Source organism: Aeromonas sp. 82P (genome assembly GCF_051919365.1).
Classification (GTDB): Bacteria; Pseudomonadota; Gammaproteobacteria; order Enterobacterales; family Aeromonadaceae; genus Aeromonas; species Aeromonas veronii.
Window position 1 is genome coordinate 216371 of the sequence record NZ_JBQBEV010000001.1, and the last position, 26130, is coordinate 242500.

Sequence of the window (26130 nt, forward strand, 5' to 3'; positions counted from 1 at the left end):
AGTGGTGCTGCCCTGCCCTTTCGTCGTGGCGGGCTCGAACCCGGCAGCGGTTGGGGTATATTGGTGGCCGATTAGCCAGTCTCATTCACCGTGACCGCGCAAGCGGGCCGCTGTTTCAACAAGATGGAGAGTGCTCATGAATCGCGACATTACCGCCCAGTTTATCAAGATGCTGACCAACCTCGACCACTGTCTGGCCAAGGCCGAGGCCCACGCCGCGGCGAAGCAGTTCAACGTGGAGAACTTCTTCGGCGAGCGGCTGATCGTCGATATGTTGCCGCTGTCCAAGCAGGTGCTGATCTGCTGCGATTCGGCCCGCGCCGTGGTCGCCACCGCCAGCCACAGCGAACTGCCGGCCATGGGCGATGATCCCAAAACCATCGCCGATCTGCGCGCCCATATCGGCAAGACCATCACCTATCTGCAAGGCAAGCTGGACGCAGACTACAGCCAGTATGCCAGCGGTCGTTACGTGCCCCACTGGGCGGGCGGCAAGGGGATGGATGGCCATACCTGCGTCCATGAGTACGGCATTCCCAACTTCTACTTCCACCTCACCATGGCCTACGCCCTGCTGCGCCGCGCCGGGGTTGATCTCGGCAAGCGCGACTATCTGGGCGGGCTCAACCTGCAATAAGCGCTGCACGCCACTGGATGCAAACAGATAGCAAAAGCCTGCCACGCGGCAGGCTTTTTTATATCGGGTGGTGCAGATCTGGTGCGCAGAAGAGCTACGCCCTAGAAGGGGCCGTTGCGCTCGCGCAGCTTGTCGGGCAGGCCGTCGTGATCCCCCAGCTCGCGCTCGGGCACATCATCCCAGTGCAGCTTGCCAAGAGTGATATTGCGCTCGGGATGCACGGCGTAGTGGATGCGGTTGTCCTCCCGATCGGTATCGCCAATGCAAAGCAGCCGGACGATCTCCTCGGTGTTGTTGATAAAGGCGTGGGCCAGCCCGTCACCGGCCTTGAAGCCCACCGAATCCCCCGGTTGCAGGCGATAGAGGATGCCATCGAGCCAGACATCCGGCGTCCCCTCCAGCACGTGAACGAACTCATCCTCGGTCTTCTCGGCGTGGGGCCAACTGGTACGGTGGCCTGGCTCGACGATCTCGTGGTGAATGCCGATGCGGCTAAAGCCGAAGTGTTTGCCGAGGGCGCAGCCGCGAGAAAGGGGCTCCTGACTGCCGGAGTAGTAGCGCGGCGTCTGCTCTTGCAGCTCGCTCCAGTGTTTGATGCAGGGGTGGCGATTCATAGCGGTTCCTTTTCTATGAGGATGCAGTCACGGGAAGGGTCATCCTAACTGCCTGAATGCGGATGAGAAAAGCAGAAATCGGTCAGCCCACTTCGCAGCAGATGGTGAAAAGACGAACTCGGCTGCGGGTCAATTCCCATCCTGCAAGGGCTGTACGGCCATGCCAGCGGCAGCGGTGCGGACAAAAATGGAGACAAAAAGAGGGAGCCGCTGGCTCCCTCTCTCGATTTGTCTGCCCTCGTTTTCTGAAGCTGACATTCCGCTCTTGTTTCCCGCTCTTATTTCCCCAGATTGTCCGCCAGCTGTTTGGCGCGGCTGGCCGCCCACTGGTCGATCATCTTCTCCATCTCCTCGGCGGTGATGGGCTCATCCTTGTGGGTGGTATCCGTGCTCTCACGGGCATCCATCACCCGCACCAGCAGCTTGCCGCTCCGGGAGTCGAGCAGCTGGGCCATGCTGCCCACCTTGAGCAGGTAGGGCTCCTTGCCGATCACTTCGCGGGTGACGTTGATGGCGATCTTGGCCGGCAGCAGGTCACGCAGCTTGGGATCGGGGCGGGTCAGATCGAAGTTGGTGACGGCGGCCTGGATCCGCATGACTTTCGGGCCGGGGGCGGTGGCGATCTTGACGCCCTGCTTGATCAGCTCGCTCTGGAACTTGTCGTGGTAGTAGCGGCCAATCTGGTTCTGTTCATTGGCGGTCAGCAGATACCACTGACCATTCTCCTGCCGGATAAACTGCAGCGGATCGAGCAGCACCTCATTGTATTGGCGCAGGTCAACGCCCGGCTCCTTGTAAACGCGCTGATTGGGGTTGCTCTCGCTCTGCTGGAAGGCAGTCAGCGGGATCGCCTGCAAGCTGTGGGAGACCTGATTCTTGACGGCGCAGCCACCCAGCAGGGCCGCAGCCACGGCAACCATCACGACCTTTTTCATATTTGCTCCTGCATTTTACTGTTTGTTTTTGCTGTGGATTTCGCACCACATGGCTGGAGAACCCGTGCCGGATGCCGCCAATGTCACAGAGAAATAACCTATTCATCACCTTCCCACAAGGGACAGATCAGGATTATTCAGCTCACATCCAAGTTGTCACAATTGCGGTGCTTTTATACAGGGCCAGCCAGGGTACGAACGGCAATCTGGCGAGGATTCGGTTGTTTAATCCGGCTAAATGGGGCTGCGGAAAGCGCTCGGTTTTTTCAAACGATGGGGGCTCGCGAGCGGCGTGAGTTGAACGGGGGAATGCTCTGGAACGGGCGATGACCGATCATCAGCCATCTTGCGCAAACTTGCCTGCCGCCGGAGAAGCGACAGGCTCATTCATCAGTTATCGAGATCCCAGGGACACTGCTTGACCAGCCCCTCTTTGCCGCTGGCAACGATCGCCTGCTGCACCATCCGTTTGTAGCGATTCTTGATATGGGCGGGCAACGCGGGTACCAGCAGCCGTTCGTCAAACTCCGGCAGCGGGCGATCCGGCAGCACCGCCTGCTCCTGCGGGCTGAGGGGCGGCCGGGAGGCCATATTGCTGGCCGAGATGGTGGGCGTGCCCACCAGCATCTGGCGTTGCAGCGGCGCGCTCAGCAGAAAATCCACCAGCAGGTAGGCGGCCTTGAGCCGAGCGGGATCATCCCCGACATGGCGGGCGATGGAGATCGCATCGAGGGCATAGATGGCCCCCTCCTGCACCATGGCGATCCGCCACTGCTGATCGTTCTGCTTGTTGCACTCCACCAGCTCCAGCCCCCAGGTGGTGGCAAAGGTCTGCTGGCGCAGATCCTCACAGCGGTTGACCTGATTGAACCAGAAGCCGCGACTGGCTCGCAGCCGCTGCGAGAGCTGCTGCTCCACCTCTTGCTGCAAGGTCTTGTCGGCCAGCATCTCGCCGCTGGCAAACAGGGCGGGCGACTTGCCCAGCGAAAGCAGCACCGAAAAGAGCAGCGGCTCGAACTGGTCGCAGAACTCGGCAAACTGGCCTGGCGGCGAGCTGTTGGCAAGCACCTGCCAACTGGTGGGCGCTTGCGGCACCTGCTTGCTGTCATAGGCGAGGCTGAACATGGCGTAGGAGAAGGGCACCGAGTAGTTACGCTCCCCCTGCTTGTCATACTCGGTATTCTTGAGGGCGGGCTTCACCTCGGCGTAGTGCTGCAGGCGGCTGAAATCGATGGGGAGCAGCAGCTTGAACAGCGGCTGGTGATGGGCCTTGTAGAAGTAGCTGGTCGGCAGCACCACATCGGCGCTGCGGGTGCGCAGGGCGCGGTAGACGCTGTCGAAATCGGTCAGCAGCGGCTCGATCCGGCTGACCGTCGCCTCCACCCCATGGGCTTTGGCGTAGTCGGCAAACTGTTGTTCATAACCCGCAGGCAGATAGCCCCACTCCAGCAATTTGAGCTGAACCGGGGCCGCCAGCGCCGGGGTCATCCCCAACAACCAGCAAAGAGGCAGTAGACGCATGGCCGGGCACTCCTGACAGGTAAACCTTGTTGGAGTATAGGCCCATGCGCCCACTCGTCAGGCCACCAGCTCGGCGCCCATGCTCGCCAGAATGGAGAGGCTGACCATCGCAAACAGCACGCCGGTCACCAGATTGAGCGGCCGCTGTACCCGCAGCAGCAGGCGCTGGGCACGATCGGTGGAGAGGCTCCACGCCAGCAGCCCGAACCAGCAGAGGGAGATGATGAAGAGCTCGCCCACCAGCAGGCTGCGGGTCATTCCATCCACCTCTGGCGTCACCATGGCGGCCAACAGACCGATAAAGAACACCAGCGCCTTGGGGTTGAGCAGATTGGTGGCAAGGCCAGTGCGCACGCCCCTGCCCCAGCCGCGCAGCTCGTTGGCGGCGCTGGCCATCACTGTACTGCTCTGCTGCCGAGCCGCCATCAGGGCGCCCCACCCCAACCAGCCCAGATAGAGGGCACCGCAGCACTTGATCACCATAAACAGCAGCGGGTGACTGGCGATCAGCATGCTGATCCCGGTCAGGCTCAGGGTGGCGTGCACCATGATCGCCAGCGAGATGCCCAGTGCAGCGCCAAGGGCGGTCGGCCGGTGCAGGCTGGTACGCAGGATCAGGGCGAAATCGGGGCCGGGGCTGGCCAGTGCAATCAGGTGCATCAGGCCGAGGGTAACGAACAGACTGGTCAGCATAACAACTCTCGCTTTAACGACGGAGAGCCAGCATGGCGGATCAGCGGGGGACGCGGCTTGTAAAAGATTGCATCTGGGCACGAAATTCGGCGGGTGTCAGACCGAATGCCTGGCGAAAGCCGTGGTGGAAGTGACTCTGATCGAAGAAGCCGACAGCCAGCGCCACCTCGCTCACCGCCATGCCGCTCGCCAGCAGCCGCTTGCCCTGCTCCAGCCGCAGCCGTTTCAACCAAGCGTAGGGGGTCATGCCGCTGCGCTTCTTGAACTGGCGCAGGAAGGCGAAACGGTCGAGCCCGAGCAGCCCCGCCAGATCTTCCAGCGAGTGGGGCTCGTCGAGGGCGGCCATCAAGTAGTCGCGCAGGAATCGCAACTGGGGATCGGCCAGTTGGTGTACCTCGGGGGCCAGATGCAGCAGCTCCCCCAGCAGGGCAAGCAGCTGGCTCTCGATCAGCAGGCCATCAGCCTTGGGGTTGTCGAGATAGCCGTGCAGCTGGGCAAAGCCCTGATAGAGGTCGGGGCGGCTCTGCAATCCCTTGTCGAAGAAAGGTTCCGGCTGCTCCGGCAGCCAGAGCGCCAGCTGCTGCGGATCGATGGCGAAGACCCGCACCTCGTACCCTTCCGGCAGCAGGCTGAGGCCGTCGTGCACCTCATCCGGATTGACGGTAGATAGCACCCCGCGCACCAGATGGTGGCTGTTCCCCTTGTGGATAAACTTCTGGCCACCCCGCTGCACCAGCCCGATATGGTAGTCGAGATGGACATGGCGGCCATAGCTGAACGCCCTGTGGTGGGAGTGTGACAGCTCGACCCCCGGCAGGTGCGGGGATTGCCAGTAGCGGATGAGGGAATCGGTGGTATTCATGGGTTATAGATACACCAGAAGCGGGCCTTGGGCTTGTAGATTATTGCACGCAACCCCCTCTCAACGCCCCCACAGCCGCGGGGTTGGCTCTACCAGAGAGGCGAGCGGCACCCGCTCCACCATCTGACGCATCTGTTGCACCAGTTCGGGATTGCCATCCCCCAACGACTTGTTCAGCACGATATGCACCTGCAGTGGGGTGACCGGCAGGTAGATGAGGCGGGTCGCCGCAGGGAGCTTGGCGCGAAAATGGTTGGCGGAGATATCGTTGGAGAAGAGCGCGGCATCAATCCGCCCGCGCAGCAACTTCTGCATGTTGCCATGCTCCCAGCTGAGCTGGGAGAGGGTGTCGATATGGATCTGCGGATGCTGCAAGAGCGGCGGCACGATCGCCTGACTCGACCAGCCGATGGTGGTGCCGAAGAGATCTTCTTGCCGTTCGACCGAGTGAAGCCGCGATGGCACCAGTACCACCAGCACCGGCCGCAGCAGCAACAGGTGGGGGTCGATATAGCGAAAGTGACGGGCACGCTCCGGACTGTAACTCAGCAGCGGGGTCAGATCGCACTCGCCGCTCTCGAGGTTGCTGAGCAGCCGCGCCACATTGAGCCCCTGCCACTCGATGGTGCGCCCGATCGCGGGTTCGATATGACGGCGAAAGTAGTCGATCACCGGCCCGGAGACCTCGCCCTGCTGATCGATGGTGACCAGCGGCGCCAGCTGGAAGACACATCCCCGCAGCGGCGCGGTGATCGCCACGGCCTGGCTGATGGTCATAAGAGGGAGAAGAAGTGCCGATAGCAGTAATAACAAACGCATACCCGAACGAGAGATGCCCATAGGTGCCGACCCGATGCCCTGATAGCCATCAGCATGGCACAAGGCAAAGGGGCGGGCTATCCGCTCCTGCCGCGCTTCGACCTCTTGTGCCCCCTACTCCCATGACCAATGGGCCCCCGTTTTATTGCGGTGAAAATCAATAATTCCGCTGCTTTGATGGATTTTGGTCTCTTGAGATATAGTGCGGCCCCATTCATCAAACCGGCGGGTGAGCGCCCCGCCGGACAGGTAAATTCATGAGACTGTTTTTGCTGTTGTTGTCGTTGTTTGCTGCGACCGTAAGTTCTGATGAAAAGCCGCGCCTGCCCTATTACGACTGGGGTCGCTGCCCGTTTGAAGGTTGTACCTATAAGACATGGACCACCAAGCAAGAGGTGATCGTCAGAGCCGAGCCATCCCTGACGGCCAAAGCGCTGTTCCGGCTACCCCGCGGCCAGCAGGTGGAAGGACTGACCGGGGTCGTCATTACCGAACAACCGGGGATCGTCGAAATACTCAGATCGGTCAAGCTGGGCTACAGCAAGGAGGGCAAAGGGCCGCTGTTGAATATGAAGGCAGGGGAAACGCTTTATATCCTTGGCGGACTGGGCGAAGGCAATAGCCTGTTCTGGTACAAGGGCAAAACCTACATTCTCGATTATGACTATGCGCGCAAAGAGATCAGATACGGCCGGTCACCGCAGAACCGGTGGTGGGTAAAAATTCGGGACAAGCAGGGGCGTGAGGGTTGGGTTGCCGAAGCCAAAAACTTCGCCCATATGGACCGTTTAGAATAGTGACAGCCAGCCCCCCGAGATCGGGGAGCTGGCCGTGGATGACTCACTGCTTGGGTTGCAGCTTCATCTCTTGCAGATACTCCAGCACCTGGGTTTTGTAGTCAGCCTGATAGGAGAACTTGGTGCTGTCGCACGCCGCGATCAGGTTCACAGCGGTGCAGAACAGGGTGGCTGCCAGCAGCCCCTTGCCAACCCACTGAGGATGGTTGCGGCTCCAGCTAACCAGCAACAGCAGGATCGGGAACAGGGCATAGGGGAATATCAGCATCAGGTGCCAATAGTTGAAGATGATGGGCGAGAGGGCCGCACTCACCAGCACAGCCAATACGGCCGCCAGCGCATAGAGACCGAGCCAGCTCTCGCCATCCACCTCGGCCCGATCACTGCGCAGCAGACGCGGCTTGAGTTCGCGCCACAGCAGCCAGTTGGCCTTGGCCGCCAGCAATACGGTCGCCGAGCCCACTCCGTAGATCACCACCCGCCACAGCCAGACTGCCGCCATCTGCAGGTATTCGTGCCCAGCCAGCCAGATGAACTGGGTGTCATTGACCAGCTTGCTGGCAAACAACCAGGAGCCGTAGCGCAGCCAGTAGAGCACTGATTTCAGCACCGGATAGACATGCACCAGCCCCCAGCCGATATAGCGCTGGCGCGCCTCGGGATCGACGTTCTGGGTGATGTGGCTGTTGCTCATCACTTCCATGGCGTAAGGGATCAGGGAGGCACCGATCAGCAGGGTAGCCACCACCACCCCGCTCCAGCTCACCTTGAGAATGCGGCGCCAGAACAGATAGGTGGACATTACCGCCAGCAGCGGCCAGGAGTAGTGCAGCTGCATCGCCATGCCGATAGCCAGCAGGTGGACGATCATGTGCCAGAAGGAGGCCCGCTCGCGCATATGCCAGGCCGACCAGCAGTGCATGGCCGAGAAGAGGAAAAGATAGGAAGGGTTGTAGAGCAGACTCTCGTACTGGAACCAGGGGTTAAGCCAGCAGAGCACCAGAAACAGCAGGCGCACCTTGCTATTCAATACATGGTCATCAAACACCTGACGGATCACTGCATCAAACAGCAGGAATCCGACCAACCGCATCGCCAGCAGCAACACCATGGGGGCATAGGGAGAATCCCACAGCAGCAGCGGCCCGCCAATCAGCCAGGCCGACAAACTCCCCGGCACATTACCCACCGCACTCGCCGCATTGCCATAGCTGAGCCAGACCCCCTCATAAGCCCCAAGGTAGCCCTTGTAAAGCATCTGGGTCTGATCGCCGGTGAGCTTCTGTAAATTCGAATATAATATGCTGGTCAAAAGACCAATGAACATTGTTCCGAAGTATAATGAATTCTTTATTAAAGAAATAGTTTCACCTTCAGTTTAAATATAATCCAACCCCATCAACAACAACCTAGTTTACACCATGCAAAACTCAGTTTTAGTTAAAAACCGATCAAAAAAATGAAACATCCCGTGATCCGGCTCACTATTCTTACAATTGAATTGCGTACTGTACTGATAATTCCAACTCATAAACAATATCATTGCTAAATGCCAACACAACACTTTTGGAACACCATAAAAGCCTCCCTTTGAGACCATACGTGTACGGTGACTCTATCCTCCCCTATTAATTTATATTGGTGGCTATCAAAAATACAATTTTCAATATCCCCACTTGGCATAGATAGGAGAATTAAACTTTACCTAACTTCATTTATATTAGATCTGATAATTTCCATTTTTTCTGAAAAAACCATCATTCACTATAGCCGTGCTTGAAGAGGAAAAAAATAATTTAAATATCCAATCGAGATAACTCACAATAAAACATCAAAATATTATAACTATAGTGCTCTCATGTAAATATAACTAAACATCACCTCCCAATCCCAACTTGGCACCATCATGAACAACCAAGTATTTTTTCTACTACATCCAGAAATTAAAAAATCACTGGAAATCATTTACCTCAAACAATATTATTATCGGGAGGAACTCCATAGTCCCTCCATCTCTAAAAAGCAGAAACGCACACTCATGGTGTTGTCCGTCTTATAATACCCCATTGGGTATAATATTCTCTTGACTTAACTACAGAAGCATATATTTCGTCATTCACACGATCTCTAGGAAGCTCTTTATGATACATATGAACCTGATTAGCCAAATAAAAAATATTTTTGCATCTAAAACCAGCCAACTTCAATCTGAATTCAACATCAGTATCTTCTCCGACCCCCGCAGCCTCATACCGCTCATCGAATCCATTAATATAAATCAAATCTTTCTTGTAAAGAGAAAAATTACATCCAACAACCCCTTTGTTTTTCCTATTCAACCATCTACTCAAAAATCGATTAGTAATTCTTATCCCTTTCTCTATATTTTTCCCTTTCCCAAGAAAAATATATTCTGCAAGCATAAAAAATAAGTTCTCTTTAAAAAATGACTCTGGCCTGACAAGTGTTATTTTCTGACTAAATGATGGTGACAAGTCCGCCCTTCTTCCATTTAAAAAACAACCAACCTCTGCATTTTCCAAATGATCACGAACGAAGTTAACTTGTGGAATGCAATCTCCATCAATAAATATTATGTACTCATTGGATGCAAGTAACACAGCCTGATTAAGTATCTTGTTTTTTCTAAAACCTTTATCTTCATGCCATACATGCTTTATATGATAACTAAATCCTGTCTGAATAGACTTTATTTCTGAAACAACATCTTCCCTAGAGCCATCATCAGCAATAATAACCTCAAAGTTATCTTCAAACTGATTGTTAAGAGCTGACAGAATAATTTTCAATGCTTTTAAATTATTGTAAAAAGCTATAATGACACTAGCTTTCATGCTCTCACCTTATGGTTATCAACATTATATTGCTCAACCTCCGAGTAGGCCAATGCAACAACAAAGAAAAATATGTAGGTTTGAAACTCAAGATAATTTGTATAGAAAACACCCAAGATTAAAAATGGAGCAATTAATATGCAACCCTTAATGAGAGATTCTTTCTTATAAAAAAGATACACAATGAAAATTAATGAGCCATAGAAAAACAACGTATACAAAAAACCCATTTTATTTGCAGAATCAAGATAAGAATTATGCAAATCATTTAAGGAGTAATTACCTTGCGTTAATTTTATCAGATCCTCAGTATTCGAAATTTTGTTCAAATAGGCCGAGTATTCTGTCTGAAACTTATTGAACCCTATACCAAATAGAAACTTTCGAGGATAATGTGATAAATTTTCATGCAGAAGAGAAACGCCATTCCCCCACATGAGAATACGGCTAAAGTTAGAATAATCCTTGCTTGTAGTCTCAGTTACAGATGTAGCCCTTCCCGCTACAGCATTAAATTGTGAGGGCATTGCTAGATAAAGAGAAAAAATCAACACACATGCAACCGGAGTAAAAACATACAACATTTTCCGATTCATAAAGATCATATACACCACAAAGGAAAATGATGCAGCAATCCAACCAGCACGACCGCCAGATATTATAAGACTCAAGAAAGTCACAAACAAAAATAATCCAATGACAATTTTCTTTGATGCCGTCATATCATCAGACAATTTGGGCAACATAAATGCAAAGACAAACGTTGTGATCTCAGCCCACCGACCTATATCCCAGAACCCACCAAATCGCTCACCACTCCAAGTATGTGGAAGCAGAACAAATGCTTGGACAAAAGACCATAATACCGATAGAAGAAAACCCAACATCGATATTGAGAATGCTAATCGTCTATTTTTATTCTCTCGCAAAGAAATAACTAAGACCGGGAAAACCAATAAAAACATCCCCTTATAAAAAAAATGACCTATATCAACAAAGGAAGCAGGAGATATTATTTTCGCGAAGACCCCGAATAGGAACACCGCGATTGGCCCCCATAAAACAACATCGCGTTTCACCACATTATAATATTCTCTGTCAAAAACACATCGCCCAATAAAAAACACTATCATTAGTGCCGATGAAATATAAATAGCTGGCTTACTAGTAAATATGGAAGCAGCAAACAAACAAAGTAAATATCTTTCTATTTTTTTGTAATTCATTTTTTTCTCTTTCATTTTCTAAAAACATAATTCCGCGGATCTTGCGCCACAGCCCGAATACATCAGTACGGGGGAAGATGGCAATCCGGCGGATCTGGAAAGGGTCCTGGTGCATTGCTTTGGGGCCGCTATTGGTAGCGACGGCAAAACGATACCCGGCGGCGATAGCCTGTTCCTTAGCACTCTCGTTCAGATCTCCGTAAGGATAGGCGAACGAGAGCAGCGGATGGCCAAGCAAGGCCTCCAGTTGGCGTTTATTCTCCTGAATTTCATGGGCTTGTTGTTCAGGTGTGAGCTTGCTCAAGCGGGGGTGAGTCAGGGTATGACCACCAATTTCCACATGACCGCTGGCGGCCAACGCCTTGACCTGCTCACCACTCATCAATGAAACCTTGGTGTCCGGATTGGTCGGATGCTCCACATCCCAACGGTTATAGCCTTCACCGGTGACCACGTACACCACGGCTTTGTAACCATATTTTTCCAGCTGCGGCAGCATGCGGGTCAGATTGTCCTGATAGCCGTCATCGGCAGTGATCATCAGGTACTTCTTGCCGTATTGCAGACGGTGGATAAAACCTTTGTCCGCCAAATCGCGGAAAGTCAGGGTCTCATATCCGAGCCACTTCATCAGTCGCAGATGCTTCTCGAACATGGTGATCGGCATCCAGGTACCATGCACTCCTTTCTCGCTATCCTGCTCGATAAAACGGTGGTACATGATGACGGGCATCTCGCGGCGCAGGGTTTCGACTACGGCATCCTGATAGATGGTTTCGAGGCCGGATACTACCCCCTGCAAGCCATACTCATCCTGAATGCGTTGGCGAATGGCTTCCGGCACTGTTTTACTGGCCAAGGCAGATGCAATCTCAGCCTTCAGCGCAGCAAAATCGATAGCTAGATCCTTGGGGCCGATATCGCCAAAATTACTCGCCAGAGCATCATCCAGATTCTGTTCGGTTACCAGACCAACTGCCTTGGCTTCACCAATAGCAAAGGCGGGCCGACCGCAGAGCAGTGCTTCCATCGCTACCCGACCGGCGCCTATCACCAAATCGCTGCCAGCCAGCAGAGCGGGAACATCATCGACGTACCCAACAAACTCGGCACGGTCTTCGAAACGGGCAAAGCGCTCCGGTACCTTGGTTCCGCTGACAATCCGCACCTTGCAGGCATCCAGATCGAGTACCTCGTCGAGCAGACGGTAACAGAGCTCCCCTTTGGGGCCGCTCAAACGGCCAATGATGGCGATCACCGGCTTTGGATTATCCGGCGCAGGTACAGGCTGGAATTTGTCGGTTTCGATACCGTTGCGCAGCACCTGCACGATCGCGGGATCCACTCCCAGATTGTCGACTATCTGATGGGCAATATCCTCACAAACGGCAACCGCCCTAAGCCCAAGGGCATGGAACGCCTTGCGCGAAGCGTGCACTGGCTGGCGACCATGAACCGTGGTGATCATCGGGGTGCCAGTCAACTTGCAGGCCACATAGCTACTCCAGCCGGAGGCACGGGAGTGAGCATGCACCAACTGGATATGGTGCTTTTTGATGAGATAAATGAGGTAAAAGACGTGCCAGAAGCGGCGCAGAATGCTGCGCTTGTTGAATCTCAGCTTGAAGACGGGGCCAAGCGTCGGCTTGGTCAGGGTATCTGACACATAAAAGACGTTGTGACCACGCCGGGTCAGTTCGTTACCGACCGTGGTGGCATAGACCTCAGCTCCCGTTACCTCGAGCTGGGAGAGTGCCATCAATATATTCATCGCGCGGTTACCCGATAGATAAGAGAGGAACGGCAAGCAGCCACAGAGACCAGAAACCGGAAGCAGGCGAGTGCCTACTTCCGGTTTTGCGCTCAAACTGCCGCGTTGTGCTCACCCGTTAGCGGTTGAGCCAGGCCATGTAATCCGCTACCCCTTCGGCAACGGTTTTGAACTCGGCGTCATAACCCACGCTGCGCAGCTTGGTCATGTCAGCCTGGGTGAAGCTCTGGTAGCGACCCTTGAGGTGATCCGGGAAGGGGATGTACTCGATAGTACCCTTCTGATGATGCTTGATCACCGCTTCGGCCACGTTCTGGAACGGCTCGGCACGGCCGGTACCACAGTTGAAGATGCCGGAGTGCTGCGGGTTCTGCCAGAACCAGAGGTTTACCTTGCAGACGTCGTCGATATAGATGAAGTCACGCATCTGGCCACCGTTCGGGAAGCCGTCACAGCCTTCAAACAGCTTGGGATTCTCGCCCTTCTTCACCTGGGTATTGAGGTGGAAGGCAACGGAAGCCATGGAGCCTTTATGCTGCTCGCGCGGGCCGTAGACGTTGAAGTACTTGAGGCCAACGACCTGAGAGTTGATCTCCGGCATCCAGCGGCGCACGTACTGGTCGAACAGCTGCTTGGAGTAGCCGTAGACGTTGAGCGGCTGTTCGAACTTGGGATCTTCGATGAAGTTGTCGTTGCGGCCACCGTAGGTCGCGGCAGAAGAGGCGTAAATAAACGGGATTTCACGCTCGATGCAGTAGTGGAACAGATCCTTGGAGTACTCGTAGTTGACCTCCATGATGAACTTGCCGTTCCATTCGGTGGTGGCAGAGCAGGCGCCTTCGTGGAAGATCACCTCGATGCCGTTGTCCCACTCTTCAAACTCGTCGCCGGAGACGATGCGCGCCTGAAACTCGTCTTTGTCCATGTAGTCAGCGATGGTCAGATCGACCAGGTTGACGAACTTGGTGCCGTCGGTCAGGTCATCAATGACCACGATATCGGTCCGTCCTTGAGCGTTCAGCTGCTTGACCAGATTGCTGCCGATAAAGCCAGCACCGCCAGTTACTACGATCATGGAGTTTGCCTCTCGTACGTTGATGGCTACATGTGACTGCTTGTTAAAGCTGTGTATAGTGAGCCAATTTGAAATTGCCGAAAAGTTTATCACGGGCCGCCCGGGGATTCGACCTTGTTCAAAACTGCCCCGAGCGGAACCTGTTGGAGGAATGAGTGATGAAAACCAGAGACAGGATCATTCACAGCGCGACCGAGCTGTTCAACGATCAGGGTGAACGCAACATCACCACCAACCACATTGCGGCGCACATGGGTATCAGCCCGGGCAACCTCTACTACCACTTCCGCAATAAAGAAGACATCATCCACTCCATCTTCGACCAGTATGCCCGCCACCTGAGCGAGAGCTTCGTGCCGACCCGCAACCGTGAAATTACCCTGCAGGATCTGATGGGCTATCTGGATGCCATCTTCTATCTGATGTGGCAGTTCCGCTTCTTCTACGCCAATCTGCCGGACATCCTGAGCCGTGACGAGCCGCTGCAACAGAAGTACCTCAAGGCCCAGGAGCAGATGCGATCCTCCGTGGTCGCGCTGCTCCGGAGCCTGCGCGAAGGGGGCATTATCGATGTCAGCGATGAAGACCTGCCGGATCTGGGCCAGACCATCAAGATGGTGGTGACCTGCTGGATCCCCTTCCAGATTGCCCAGGCCCCCAACACCCGCATCACCAAACCTCTGCTCTATCAGGGCGTGTTGAAGGTGCTGTTCCTGCTGCGCCCCTATGTGCAACCCCAGGTTGCCGGACAGATCCAGCAACTGGAACAACACTACCGCCAGCTGGCCCAACCAGCTGGGTGAGATCTGTTTCACACTTGTTGAATATCAGCACAATCATTTGAATTTACCGCAACAAATTGCAGTAAAATGTCGCCTCTGTTGATACGCAGCTGAAATAGCCAATAAGGATCGAGGATGTCTAACGGATTCTATCGTCACCTGACCGAGCAACTGAACCAGGTGCAAGCTGAAGGGTTGTACAAGCAGGAGCGCATCATCACCTCCGCCCAACAGGCAAGTATCGCCGTTGGCGGTGAGCAGGTACTGAACTTCTGTGCCAACAACTATCTGGGGCTGGCCAACCACCCGGATCTGATCGCTGCCGCCCATCAGGGGCTCGACAGCCACGGCTTCGGCATGGCCTCGGTACGCTTCATCTGCGGCACCCAGGATCAGCACAAAGCGCTGGAGCAGAAGATGTCCGCCTTCCTCGGCACCGAGGACACCATCCTCTACTCCTCCTGTTTCGATGCCAACGGCGGTCTGTTCGAGACCCTTTTCGGCGCCGAAGATGCCATCATCTCCGATGCCCTCAACCACGCCTCCATCATCGACGGCGTGCGGCTGTGCAAGGCCAAGCGCTATCGCTACGCCAACAACGACATGGCCGAGCTGGAAGCCCAGCTCAAGCAGGCTGACGCCGATGGCGCCCGCTTCAAGCTGATCGCCACCGACGGCGTCTTCTCCATGGATGGGGTCATCGCCGACCTCAAATCCATCTGCGATCTGGCCGACAAATACGATGCGCTGGTGATGGTGGATGACTCCCACGCCGTCGGCTTTATCGGCGAGAATGGTCGTGGCACCCACGAATATTGCGGCGTGATGGATCGGGTCGACATCATCACCGGCACCCTGGGCAAGGCGCTCGGCGGCGCATCCGGCGGCTATACCTCCGGCAAGAAAGAGGTGATCGACTGGCTGCGTCAGCGCTCCCGCCCTTACCTCTTCTCCAACTCGCTGGCCCCCTCCATCGTTGCCGCCACCATCAAGGTGATCGACATGCTGGCCGAGGGTCACGACCTGCGCGCCCGCCTGAAAGAGAACAGCCGTTACTTCCGCGAGCGGATGAGCGCCGCTGGCTTCACTCTGGCTGGCGCCGACCACGCCATCATTCCGGTGATGCTGGGGGATGCCAAACTGGCCTCCGAAATGGCGAGCCGCATGCTGGCAGCTGGCATCTATGTGGTGGGCTTCTCCTTCCCGGTCGTGCCCAAGGGTCAGGCGCGCATTCGCACCCAGATGTCTGCCGCTCACACCCGCGAGCAGCTGGACAAGGCGATCGACGCCTTTATCCGCATCGGCCGTGAACTCGGCGTTATCTGATTTGAATCAAGGGGCTGCAGCCCCTTTTTTCTGCATTCATATTGAAGGAACAGCCATGAAAGCACTCTCCAAACTGCACAAAGAGGTCGGCATCTGGATGACGGATGTGCCGGCCCCCGAGCTAGGCCACAACGACCTGCTGATCAAGATCCGCAAAACCGCCATCTGCGGCACCGATATCCATATCTACAACTGGGACGAGTGGTCCCAGAAGACCATTCCGGTACCCATGGTGGTCGGCCATGAATATGTCGGGGAAGTGGTCGCCATCGGTCAGGAGGTGCGCGGCTTCGCCATCGGCGATCGGGTCTCCGGTGAAGGGCACATCACCTGCGGTCACTGCCGCAACTGCCGCGCCGGACGCACTCACCTCTGTCGCAACACCATTGGCGTTGGCGTCAATCGCCCGGGCGCCTTCGCCGAATATCTGGTGATCCCCGCATTCAACGCCTTCAAGCTGCCGGACAATATCCCGGACGAGCTGGCTGCCATCTTCGACCCGTTCGGCAATGCGGTGCACACCGCCCTCTCCTTCGATCTGGTGGGTGAAGATGTGCTCATCACCGGGGCGGGCCCTATCGGTATCATGGCCGCCGCCGTCTGCCGCCATGTGGGTGCGCGCCACGTGGTGATCACCGACGTCAACGAATACCGGCTGGAGCTGGCCCGCAAGATGGGCGCCACCCGCGCGGTCAACGTGGCCAAGGAGAAGCTGGCCGACGTAATGAGCGAGCTGGGCATGACCGAAGGCTTCGATGTGGGGCTGGAGATGTCCGGCGTCCCGAGCGCCTTCCAGGAGATGCTCGACAAGATGAACCACGGCGGCAAGATCGCCATGCTTGGCATCCCCCCCTCCACCATGGCCATCGACTGGAACAAGGTGATCTTCAAGGGGCTGTTTATCAAAGGGATCTATGGCCGCGAGATGTTCGAGACCTGGTACAAAATGGCCAGCCTGATCCAGTCCGGGCTGGATCTCTCCCCCATCATCACACACAGATTCCACATCGACGAATTCCAGCAGGGGTTCGATGCGATGCGCTCCGGCCACTCCGGCAAGGTGATCCTGAGCTGGGACAAATAACCCATTTCACCCCTTGGGTACCCGAAACCCGGCGAATGCCGGGTTTCTTTTTATCTCCACCACCAGAATTGCCGTGATATCGGCCAAAACTTTGTACGCAGAGTGTTTAACACTTCACACACAAGCGTTTAAATGACTGTAACTATTCGGTTATAATCCCGTCGTTTACATGGATAATAAAAGACTGCTGGGAGTATATGAGCGTGTTGAAAAAACTGAGCTATTTGCTGGCTGTCGGGATGACGGCCGCCAGCTTGTCTGGGGCAGTGCTTGCTGCCGATGAGATGTCACCGGAGGCCATTGCCGAACGGATAAAACCAATCGGTCAGGTCTATACCGCCAAGGATCTGGAAGGTATTGCCGGCGCGAGTGCTGCACCGGCGGCGACCGCCTCTTCCGGTCCCCGCGATGGCGAAACGGTATACAAGGGCGCCTGCTTTGCCTGTCACGACACCGGCGCCGCTGGTGCCCCCAAACGAGGTGACAAGGCAGCCTGGGATCCTCGCATCGCCCAGGGCATTGATACTCTCAAGAAACATGCCATTGAAGGCTTTACCGGCAAGTCCGGCATGATGCCTCCGCGCGGCACCTGTGCGAACTGTAGTGATGAAGAGATTGAAAACGCCATCCACTACATGATCGACAAGCTGTAAGTATTTGAAAGGGCCGCAATTGCGGCCCTTTCAATCTATCGGCTTCCGACTACTCTTGTAAGGTAGACATATCGGGAGTTGCACATGTCGGCCCAATCCATCGAACCCCACTACTCAACTCCTCTGTTGGCGTTGGTCTCTGCCATTATGGACTTCCCGGCGCCACAAACCGCCACGTCTGACGATTACGATGCCCTGATCCAGCAGATTGACCAACTCTGCCCGCTGCAACATTTCGGCATGCTGGGCCTCTCCGATACCGGTCTGAACTGGCTTTACGCCTACAAGGTCAGCGACATCTTCAAGCAACAGCTGGGCCGGGAGCAGTCCCGCATCACCGATCAGCTCACCCAGCTGGATGAGGCCGAAGGGTGGTGCGTCTTCCCCATCGAGCATGGCCAGATACAGTGGTTGCTGGCGCGTGGCACCCCCGCCGACCTGCCGACCCTGCGTCTGCTGCTGGAGTGTCTGGCCAAGCGGCTGACCGAAACCCAGGCGGGCTCCCATCTCACCGAGCTCCCTTCGCCGCTGATCCGCAAAGACCCGAACTGGAAAAAGAAAATCGAGAGCATCAGCCGCATCATGCGGCTCGCCAATACCCTGCCGGCTCAGGCGCTCTTCTCCCAACTGGAGGCGGTTCTGCGCCAGATGCTCACCATAGAGGACATGCTGCTGGTCAGGTTAACCAGTCAGAAGCTGGAAAAGATCTACCCTGCCCATCCCCATCAGGGAGACGAGTTCATCAGCGGCTTGTGCCACAGCACCAGCAATATCGAGGTGAGCAGGGAGTCACGCTACTGGCACAGCATGCCGCTGCGGCTGCAACAACAGTACTTCGCCCACTTCATCATCAGCACGGCTCAACCGCTGGAGACCGACGACAAGCTGTTTCTCGACTTCCTGCGTGGCCAGCTCACCCTGCTGCTGGAGCTGAGACGGATCCGCCAGCAGCTCAACGACATCAATACCGAGGACTCCATCAACCAGCGGCTGCAACAGCTGCGTCAGACCAACCTCAGGCTGCAAAAGCAGCTCAAGCAGCATCAGGAGCTGGAACGACGGTTGCAATTCGATGCGCTTCACGACCCGCTGACCCAGCTGCCCAACCGCGCGCTGTTGATGAACCACCTCAACCACGCCATGACCCACTACAACCGCTACAAATCGCCGGGATTCGCGGTAATTTTTATCGATGTGGATCATTTCAAGCAGATCAATGACACTCTGGGCCACAGTGCTGGCGATCAGCTGCTCAAGGAAGTCAGCCGCCGCCTGCAGACCTGCATCCGGCAAAACGATCTGGTGGCCAGACTGGGGGGCGACGAGTTTGTCATCTATCTGGACAGCAGCAAGAGCGACGATGACATCAGCCCGGTGCTCAACCGCATTATCAGCCGTCTCTCCTACCCGTTCCGGCTACTCGGCAACGAGCTGAGCATTACCGTCAGCCTGGGGGTATCGAGCGTCTCCGAGCAAACCTCAGATATCAGCCAGCTGCTCCATCAGGCCGATTTGGCCATGTATCAGGCCAAGCGCAATGGTCGCAGTCGCATCGTCAGCTACTCGGATGATTGCATCAACCAGAACTGGAATTCGCCGGAAGAGATGCTGGCCAGAGCCCTGCGGGAGGGGCGCATCGTCCCCTATTTCCAACCGGTGATCCGGCTGCAGGATAGCCGCCTGACCGGACTGGAGGTGATGGCGCGCTGGCTGACCGAAGAGGGCATTCTGAAGGATGCATTCGACTTTATTCCGCTGGCGGAGCAGTGCGGCCTGATTCTGGAGCTGGATTACCAGATCCTGCGCCACACCTGCCAACAGCTGAAGAACTGGCTGCCAATCTCCGGGCAGGGCAAGTTCAAGATCGCCATCAATCTGTCGGGCAAGCATCTGGTCAACCATGACCACATCATGCGACTGATGGGGATCATCGAAGAGGAAGGGGTCGCCCCCGGCTATCTGATTTTTGAATTCAACGAGCGGGAGCTGTCGCGGCAAGATTCCGATGCGCTGGCATCCCTGCACGAGCTGCGCGCCAAGGGCATCCAGATCAGCCTCGACGATTTTGGGACCGGCTTCTCCTCCCTCAACGCCCTATTCCACTTCCCGGTGGACTACATCAAGGTGGATGACAGCTTTACCCAGAGGATGCTGCAATCGCCCAAAGATTTGGCGCTGATCCGCGCCATGCGGGATATCTGTCAGGATCTCGATTACACCCTGGTCGTCGAGGGGATCGAGAACCAGCAGCAATTGCAGAAGCTGATTGATATCGGCTGCCGGATGGGGCAAGGGCGCTATATCTCACCGCCCATGCCGGGAGCAGACATAGTACCGCTACTGACCCCAGCCAATCCTTAGGGTTAATCCTTCTTGAACAACGCCCGCAGGTTGGCAACACCGACCTGCCCCTTCTGCTGGCGCTCCTCGGCAGTCACCTTCTTCTGGTTTTCCCATTCAAGATCATCCTGCGGCAGCTCCAGCAGGAAGCGGCTTGGCTCCGGACGTACCGACTCGCCAAACTGACGCCGCTCCTTGCAGAGGGTGAAGGTCAGTTCGGTCTGAGCCCGGGTGATGCCCACGTAGGCGAGACGCCGCTCCTCCTCCACATTGTCCTCGTCGATGCTGGTCTGGTGGGGCAGCAAGCCCTCCTCCATCCCCACCATGTAGACATAGGGGAACTCCAGCCCCTTTGAGGCATGTAGCGTCATCAACTGCACCTGATCCGCATCGTCCTCCCCCTCGTTGCGCTCCATCATGTCGCGCAGGGTGAGGCGAGTGACTACCTGAGCCAGCGTCATCGACTCCTCCAGCTCATCCCCTTCCAGCATCTCGGTGATCCAGCGATAGAGGGTGGAGACGTTCTGCATCCGCATCTCGGCCGCTTTCGGGCTGGGCGAGGTCTCGTAGAGCCACTCTTCGTAGTGGATCTCCTTGATCATGTCCCGCACCGCCTCCACCGGATTGCCACGCAGCGCCTGATCGCCAAGGCGTACCAGCCAGTTGGTGAAGGCCTGTAATGCAGTGAGGCCACGGCCTGAGAGGTGCTGCTCCAGCCCCAGCTCGAAGCTGGCGGCAAACAGGCTCTTGCCGCGCTGATTGGCATACTGACCCAGTTTTTCGAGGGTAGTGGGGCCGATCTCGCGACGCGGCAGGTTGACCACCCGCAGGAAGGCGGTGTCCTCATCCGGATTCACCAGCAGCTTGAGGTAGGCCATGATGTCCTTGATCTCGGTGCGGGAGAAGAACGAGGTGCCGCCGGAGATGCGATAAGGAATCCGGTTGGTCATCAGCGCCTTCTCGAAGATGCGCGACTGATGGTTGCCCCGATAGAGGATGGCGTAATCCTTGAACCGGGTGCGGTTCATAAACTTGTGGCCCATCATCTCGGCGGCGATCCGCTCCGCTTCGTGCTCCTCGTTCTTGGCGAACAGCACCTTGAGCTTCACCCCCTCATCAAGCTCGGAGAAGAGCGCCTTGTCATAGACGTGCGGGTTGTTGGCGATCAGGATGTTGGCGCACTTGAGGATACGCCGCTTGGAGCGGTAGTTCTGCTCCAGCTTGATCAGCTTGAGACTGGGGAAATCCTCGCTCAGCAGCACCAGATTCTGCGGCTTGGCACCGCGCCAGGAGTAGATGGACTGGTCATCATCACCCACCACGGTAAAACGGGCCCGCTCACCGACGATCTGCTTCACCAGCTCGTATTGGCTGGTGTTGGTGTCCTGGTACTCATCGACCAGCAGATAGCGGATCTTGTTCTGCCAGCGCTCGCGCACCTCCTGATTGCTCTTGAGCAGCAGGGTCGGCATCACGATGAGGTCGTCAAAATCCAGCGCGTTATAGGCCACCATCTGGCGGTGATAACGCTCGTAGAGCTGGGCCATCAACACCTCTTCCGGCCCACGGGCGATACGCATGGCGCGGGCGGGCAGGATGAGGTCGTTCTTCCAGTTGGAGATCTGGCTGATAAGGGCCGAGAGCTTGTCCTTGTCGTTGTCGAGCTCGTCTTCAGTCAATTCTTTCAACAGCGCCAGCTGGTCGGTGTCATCGAACAGGGAAAAGTTCGCCTTGAGATTCAGGCTCTTGTGCTCCCGGCGGATGATATCGAGCCCCAGAGTATGGAAGGTGGAGACCATCAGCCCCCGCGCCTCCTTGCGACCCAGGGTCTGGCCGACCCGCTCCTTCATCTCCCGCGCCGCCTTATTGGTAAAGGTGACCGCTGCTATGTTGCGCGCACTGTAGCCGCACTGCTGCACCAGATAGGCAATCTTGTTGGTGATGACGCGGGTCTTGCCCGATCCGGCACCCGCCAGCACCAGGCAAGGGCCGGAAACATACTTGACCGCTTCGTTCTGATTGGGGTTGAGCTTCATGGGCCGGATCTCTTGGCTTATGATGAGGGGCGGCATTGTACCAGAAATCACCCGACGAGCCGTACCTGATGCACGGCAGGCAACCGCCATTCCGGCTTATCGCGCCTTGTGTTCGGGCGCTATTTTCAGGATCATGGCCGACCTTTCGAGATGATGACTTTTTCCGGATAGTGAGGGGAGCATGAATCAGCAACAGCACGACCAACTGCGCAGCCAGTTTCCGGCCTTGGCGCAGGAGGTAAACGGCCATCCTCTGGTCTATCTGGACAACGCCGCCACCACCCAGAAACCACAAGCGGTACTGGATGCCATCGCTCACTACTATCGGGCCGACAACGCCAACGTGCACCGTGCCGCCCACGCCCTGAGTGGCCGCGCGACCCGCGCCTTCGAAACAGCCCGCGAGACGGTCGCCCGCTTCATCAATGCACCCCGCAGCCACGAGGTGATCTGGACCCACGGCACCACGGAGGCGATCAATCTGGTGGCCCAGAGCTGGGGGATGAGCGAGCTCAAGGCGGGGGACGAAATTATCCTCAGCACGCTGGAGCACCACGCCAACATAGTCCCGTGGCAACTGGTCGCCCAGCGTACCGGCGCAGTCATCCGGGTTATCCCCCTCGATGAGCGGGGCGATCTCGATCTGGCCGCCTATCACGCCATGCTGGGGCCACGCACCCGGCTGGTGAGCGTGGCCCACGTATCCAATGCCCTCGGTACCGTCAATCCGGTCGCCCAGATAGTAGAGGCCGCCAAAGCGGTTGGCGCCGTGACGCTGATCGACGGCGCCCAGGCGGTGTCTCATCTCGAGGTGGATGTGCAAGCCATCGGTTGCGACTTCTACGCCTTCTCCGGCCATAAACTCTATGGCCCGACCGGCATCGGCGTGTTATGGGGCCGCACCGAGCTGTTGGAGCGGATGCCGCCCTGGCAAGCAGGTGGTGAAATGATCGACCGGGTCAGTTTCAGCGGCACCACCTTCAATAGCCTGCCCTTCAAATTCGAGGCGGGCACCCCCCATATCGCTGGCGCAATCGGCCTCGCCGCCGCCATCGACTTTGTGATGGCGCAAGATCGGCAATGGCTCGCCAGCCATGAGCAGACACTGACCGACTATCTGGTCGCTGGCCTGCAACAGGTGCCGGGGCTGCGTCTGGTCGGCGAACCCGGCCAACGCGCCGGTGCGGTCTCTTTCTGGCTCGACGACATCCACCCGCAAGATGCTGCTACCCTGCTCGACATGCAGGGGATCGCCCTGCGAGTCGGCCATCACTGCGCCATGCCACTGATGGAATCCCTCGGGATCGGCGGCACCATGCGTGCCTCGCTGGCTTGCTACAACAATCGGGATGATGTCGACGCCCTGCTGGCCGCCCTGCACAAACTCAGTGACTTCTTCTAAGGCAGACAACCGAATGAGTGACCTCGCAAGCTATACCCAGATTGGCCTTGAGCCCAACGCCGACAAAATCCGCCAACTGTTTGCCACCGCCCACGGCTGGGAGAACCAGTACCGGCTCATCATCCAGCTCGGCAAGCAGTTGCCGGTGCTACCCGGCGAATGGCAGCAGGAGGAGTTCCGCCTCAAGGGGTGTGAAAGTCAGGCTTGGCTGAAGGGAGAACAAAGTGAGGATGGCTGCTGGCACTTTGCCTGTGATTCCGATGCCCGCATCGTGCGTGGCCTTATCGTCATCGTGCTGGCGGCACTCAACCACCAATCGTCTGCGGCGATCCAGGCTTTTGATATGGAAGGGTATTTCACTGAACTGGGGCTGGAAAAACACTTGAGCCCGTCACGAGGTAACGGGCTCAGAGCGATCGTGCTGGCGATCCGGGAGCAAGCGGTCTAACCCGCCTTGTTCAGTGGTCGATTAGGCTTCGCTAGTCGACCCAGCATCTTCATTCCCGGCCTCTTTCTCGGCACGGGCGCCCCGCTCGGCAATCTTTTTCAATACCCGGGACGCGGCAACCAGCCCAAAGGTTGCCGTCACCGGCGTCACGGCGCCAAAACCGGAGGCGCAATCCATCTTCATTGTGCCATCGCTGGCCGCCTTGGCCTGACAGGTGCCACCATTGCCATCCGGATAACTCAGTTGCTCGGTTGAGAAGACACACTCCACCCCGAATTTGCGCGCCGGATTCTTGCTGAAGTTGTGCAACCGGCGCAGGTCGGAGCGAACCTTCGCAGCGAGCGGATCCTGAATGGTCTTGGCCAAATCGGCCACGGTGATTTGGGTCGGATCCATCTGCCCACCGGCACCACCCGCGACGATCACCGGGATCTTGTTGCGCTTGCAGAAGGCAATCAGCGCCACCTTGGCCTTGACCGAGTCGATGGCATCGACCACATAGTCAAACTCCCGCTTGATATGCTCGGCCAGGTTATCAACGGTGACGAAATCGTCCACCTCGATCACTTCGCAATCCGGATTGATGGCGCGAATACGCTCGGCCATCACCTCTGTCTTGAGGCGACCGACCGTGCCCTGCATGGCGTGGATCTGGCGATTGGTGTTGGTGATGCAGATATCGTCCATGTCAATCAGGGTGATCTGGTTAATACCGGCGCGGGCCAGCGCCTCGGCCGCCCAGGAGCCCACACCGCCGATCCCCACCACACAGACCTTGGCCTGGCTAAAGGAACGCTGGGCATTCTGACCATAAAGACGGGCAATGCCCCCGAATCGCTGTAGATATTCTGCTTTCATACCACCACCTTGCTTGAGGGCGGCCATTATAGCGACAACCACCGCCAGCCGCGATGGCATAATCGGAGAAAATCGGGGAGGAAAAACAGGGAAAACGGCAGAGAAGAGGGAATAAAAGGTTAGTTATCAGACGATTTAATAAATTGCAGGCAATAAAAAACCCCGCTCGATGAGCGGGGTTACTTGTATTGGGAGCCTGGCAGTGTCCTACTCTCGCATGGCGAATGCCACACTACCATCGGCGCTACCGCGTTTCACTTCTGAGTTCGGCATGGGATCAGGTGGTTCCACGGCGCTATGGCCGCCAGGCAAATTCTTAATCTAGAAAGCTGACGTGAATAACGACTTGGCTAGTTTGCTTTGTCATTACCACTGAATTTGAGTAGTTCGTTCTATTTGCTACAAGCCTTAGAACACTTCTTGGGTGTTGTATGGTTAAGCCTCACGGGTAATTAGTATGGGTTAGCTCAACACGTCACCGCGCTTACACACCCCACCTATCAACGTTGTGGTCTCCAACGGCCCTTTAGGACCCTCAAGGGGTCAGGGATGACTCATCTCAGGGCTCGCTTCCCGCTTAGATGCTTTCAGCGGTTATCGATTCCGAACTTAGCTACCGGGCAGTGCCACTGGCGTGACAACCCGAACACCAGAGGTTCGTTCACTCCGGTCCTCTCGTACTAGGAGCAACTCCCTTCAATCATCCAACGCCCACGGCAGATAGGGACCGAACTGTCTCACGACGTTCTGAACCCAGCTCGCGTACCACTTTAAATGGCGAACAGCCATACCCTTGGGACCGACTTCAGCCCCAGGATGTGATGAGCCGACATCGAGGTGCCAAACACCGCCGTCGATATGAACTCTTGGGCGGTATCAGCCTGTTATCCCCGGAGTACCTTTTATCCGTTGAGCGATGGCCCTTCCATTCAGAACCACCGGATCACTATGACCTACTTTCGTACCTGCTCGACCTGTCCGTCTCGCAGTTAAGCTGGCTTATGCCATTGCACTAACCTCCTGATGTCCGACCAGGATTAGCCAACCTTCGTGCTCCTCCGTTACTCTTTGGGAGGAGACCGCCCCAGTCAAACTACCCACCAGGCACTGTCCGCGAGCCCGATTCAGGGCCCTGCGTTAGAACATCAAACATACAAGGGTGGTATTTCAAGGACGGCTCCAGCGCAACTGGCGTCACGCCTTCAAAGCCTCCCACCTATCCTACACATGTAGGTTCAATGTTCAGTGCCAAGCTGTAGTAAAGGTTCACGGGGTCTTTCCGTCTAGCCGCGGGTACACCGCATCTTCACGGCGAATTCGATTTCACTGAGTCTCGGGTGGAGACAGCATGGCCATGGTTACACCATTCGTGCAGGTCGGAACTTACCCGACAAGG

At 56.3% G+C, this 26130-nt stretch carries 21 protein-coding genes, 2 rRNA genes and 1 pseudogene (1 of these 24 running past the window's edge); 9 read left to right on the forward strand and 15 right to left on the reverse strand.

The window, feature by feature from the left end; translation table 11 throughout:
* The first annotated feature begins 136 nt into the window (after positions 1-136).
* On the forward strand, positions 137-637 hold the full coding sequence (locus ACTG2S_RS00990; protein ID WP_236317998.1) for a DUF1993 domain-containing protein: 501 nt from the start codon (positions 137-139) through the stop codon (positions 635-637).
* A gap of 101 nt (positions 638-738) precedes the next feature.
* On the opposite strand, the gene ACTG2S_RS00995 is transcribed toward ACTG2S_RS00990, so the two are convergent.
* The 6 genes from ACTG2S_RS00995 to ACTG2S_RS01020 form a co-directional block, all read right to left on the reverse strand.
* The gene (locus tag ACTG2S_RS00995) at positions 739-1251 is read right to left on the reverse strand and encodes a cupin domain-containing protein (RefSeq protein ID WP_274161805.1); all 513 of its coding nucleotides are present in this window, start codon (positions 1249-1251) and stop codon (positions 739-741) included.
* 278 nt (positions 1252-1529) lie between these two features.
* On the reverse strand, positions 1530-2186 hold the full coding sequence (locus ACTG2S_RS01000; protein ID WP_005340820.1) for a DUF3313 domain-containing protein: 657 nt from the start codon (positions 2184-2186) through the stop codon (positions 1530-1532).
* A 390-nt stretch (positions 2187-2576) separates the two neighbouring features.
* Complete coding sequence (locus ACTG2S_RS01005; protein WP_274161804.1) at positions 2577-3707, reverse strand: ABC transporter substrate-binding protein; 1131 nt, start codon at positions 3705-3707, stop codon at positions 2577-2579.
* A gap of 57 nt (positions 3708-3764) precedes the next feature.
* Positions 3765-4400, reverse strand: a complete 636-nt coding sequence (locus ACTG2S_RS01010) for a LysE family translocator (RefSeq protein ID WP_274161803.1) — start codon at positions 4398-4400, stop codon at positions 3765-3767.
* Positions 4401-4440: 40 nt separating this feature from the next.
* Entirely contained in the window at positions 4441-5262 is an 822-nt protein-coding gene (locus ACTG2S_RS01015; protein WP_274161802.1) for a helix-turn-helix transcriptional regulator, read from the reverse strand.
* A 60-nt stretch (positions 5263-5322) separates the two neighbouring features.
* Positions 5323-6039, reverse strand: coding sequence for a substrate-binding periplasmic protein (locus ACTG2S_RS01020; RefSeq protein ID WP_439981875.1), 717 nt, complete (start codon positions 6037-6039; stop codon positions 5323-5325).
* 299 nt (positions 6040-6338) lie between these two features.
* Here ACTG2S_RS01020 and ACTG2S_RS01025 point away from each other — a divergent pair, with 299 nt between their 5' ends.
* Complete coding sequence (locus tag ACTG2S_RS01025; protein ID WP_439981878.1) at positions 6339-6878, forward strand: hypothetical protein; 540 nt, start codon at positions 6339-6341, stop codon at positions 6876-6878.
* 43 nt (positions 6879-6921) lie between these two features.
* Here ACTG2S_RS01025 and ACTG2S_RS01030 read toward each other — a convergent pair whose 3' ends face one another.
* From ACTG2S_RS01030 to rfaD, 5 genes and pseudogenes are all read right to left on the reverse strand, one after another.
* A complete protein-coding gene (locus tag ACTG2S_RS01030; RefSeq protein WP_439983218.1) occupies positions 6922-8136 on the reverse strand; it encodes a 3-deoxy-D-manno-octulosonic acid transferase in 1215 nt (404 codons plus the stop codon).
* A 778-nt stretch (positions 8137-8914) separates the two neighbouring features.
* On the reverse strand, positions 8915-9733 hold the full coding sequence (locus ACTG2S_RS01035; protein ID WP_040069919.1) for a glycosyltransferase: 819 nt from the start codon (positions 9731-9733) through the stop codon (positions 8915-8917).
* The gene (locus tag ACTG2S_RS01040) at positions 9730-10959 is read right to left on the reverse strand and encodes an O-antigen ligase family protein (protein ID WP_236325018.1); all 1230 of its coding nucleotides are present in this window, start codon (positions 10957-10959) and stop codon (positions 9730-9732) included. The genes ACTG2S_RS01035 and ACTG2S_RS01040 overlap by 4 nt, the downstream gene beginning before the upstream one ends.
* A gap of 11 nt (positions 10960-10970) precedes the next feature.
* Positions 10971-12730: pseudogene (locus tag ACTG2S_RS01045) on the reverse strand (polysaccharide deacetylase family protein).
* A 118-nt stretch (positions 12731-12848) separates the two neighbouring features.
* Positions 12849-13805 (reverse strand): ADP-glyceromanno-heptose 6-epimerase, encoded by a 957-nt coding sequence (gene rfaD, locus ACTG2S_RS01050; protein ID WP_204380457.1) that lies wholly within the window; start codon positions 13803-13805, stop codon positions 12849-12851.
* Positions 13806-13963: 158 nt separating this feature from the next.
* Between rfaD and ACTG2S_RS01055 the strand changes: the two genes are divergently transcribed.
* The 5 genes from ACTG2S_RS01055 (at position 13964) to ACTG2S_RS01075 (ending at position 20011) form a co-directional block, all read left to right on the forward strand.
* Positions 13964-14608, forward strand: coding sequence for a TetR/AcrR family transcriptional regulator (locus ACTG2S_RS01055; protein WP_005340848.1), 645 nt, complete (start codon positions 13964-13966; stop codon positions 14606-14608).
* Positions 14609-14722: 114 nt separating this feature from the next.
* The gene (locus tag ACTG2S_RS01060) at positions 14723-15913 is read left to right on the forward strand and encodes a glycine C-acetyltransferase (protein ID WP_005342487.1); all 1191 of its coding nucleotides are present in this window, start codon (positions 14723-14725) and stop codon (positions 15911-15913) included.
* Between the two features lie 55 nt (positions 15914-15968).
* Positions 15969-16997: an L-threonine 3-dehydrogenase gene (tdh, locus tag ACTG2S_RS01065; RefSeq protein WP_005340852.1), complete on the forward strand. Its 1029-nt coding sequence runs from the start codon at positions 15969-15971 to the stop codon at positions 16995-16997.
* 197 nt (positions 16998-17194) lie between these two features.
* The gene (locus tag ACTG2S_RS01070; protein WP_058056430.1) at positions 17195-17650 is read left to right on the forward strand and encodes a c-type cytochrome; all 456 of its coding nucleotides are present in this window, start codon (positions 17195-17197) and stop codon (positions 17648-17650) included.
* Between the two features lie 84 nt (positions 17651-17734).
* A complete protein-coding gene (locus tag ACTG2S_RS01075; protein ID WP_100652217.1) occupies positions 17735-20011 on the forward strand; it encodes a putative bifunctional diguanylate cyclase/phosphodiesterase in 2277 nt (758 codons plus the stop codon).
* A gap of 2 nt (positions 20012-20013) precedes the next feature.
* Here ACTG2S_RS01075 and rep read toward each other — a convergent pair whose 3' ends face one another.
* Positions 20014-22026, reverse strand: a complete 2013-nt coding sequence (gene rep, locus ACTG2S_RS01080; RefSeq protein WP_069529784.1) for a DNA helicase Rep — start codon at positions 22024-22026, stop codon at positions 20014-20016.
* Between the two features lie 181 nt (positions 22027-22207).
* Here rep and ACTG2S_RS01085 point away from each other — a divergent pair, with 181 nt between their 5' ends.
* Together ACTG2S_RS01085 and ACTG2S_RS01090 are read left to right on the forward strand one after the other, a co-directional pair.
* On the forward strand, positions 22208-23428 hold the full coding sequence (locus ACTG2S_RS01085) for an aminotransferase class V-fold PLP-dependent enzyme (protein ID WP_439981880.1): 1221 nt from the start codon (positions 22208-22210) through the stop codon (positions 23426-23428).
* Between the two features lie 13 nt (positions 23429-23441).
* Positions 23442-23876 (forward strand): SufE family protein, encoded by a 435-nt coding sequence (locus tag ACTG2S_RS01090; RefSeq protein ID WP_274161796.1) that lies wholly within the window; start codon positions 23442-23444, stop codon positions 23874-23876.
* 21 nt (positions 23877-23897) lie between these two features.
* Here the strand turns inward: ACTG2S_RS01090 and tcdA are convergent, their stop codons facing one another.
* From tcdA to ACTG2S_RS01105, 3 genes are all read right to left on the reverse strand, one after another.
* Positions 23898-24734 (reverse strand): tRNA cyclic N6-threonylcarbamoyladenosine(37) synthase TcdA, encoded by an 837-nt coding sequence (gene tcdA / locus ACTG2S_RS01095; RefSeq protein ID WP_274161795.1) that lies wholly within the window; start codon positions 24732-24734, stop codon positions 23898-23900.
* Between the two features lie 194 nt (positions 24735-24928).
* Positions 24929-25043: ribosomal RNA gene (gene rrf / locus ACTG2S_RS01100) — 5S ribosomal RNA — on the reverse strand.
* A gap of 122 nt (positions 25044-25165) precedes the next feature.
* Positions 25166-26130: ribosomal RNA gene (locus ACTG2S_RS01105) — 23S ribosomal RNA — on the reverse strand (it continues 1925 nt past the right edge of the window).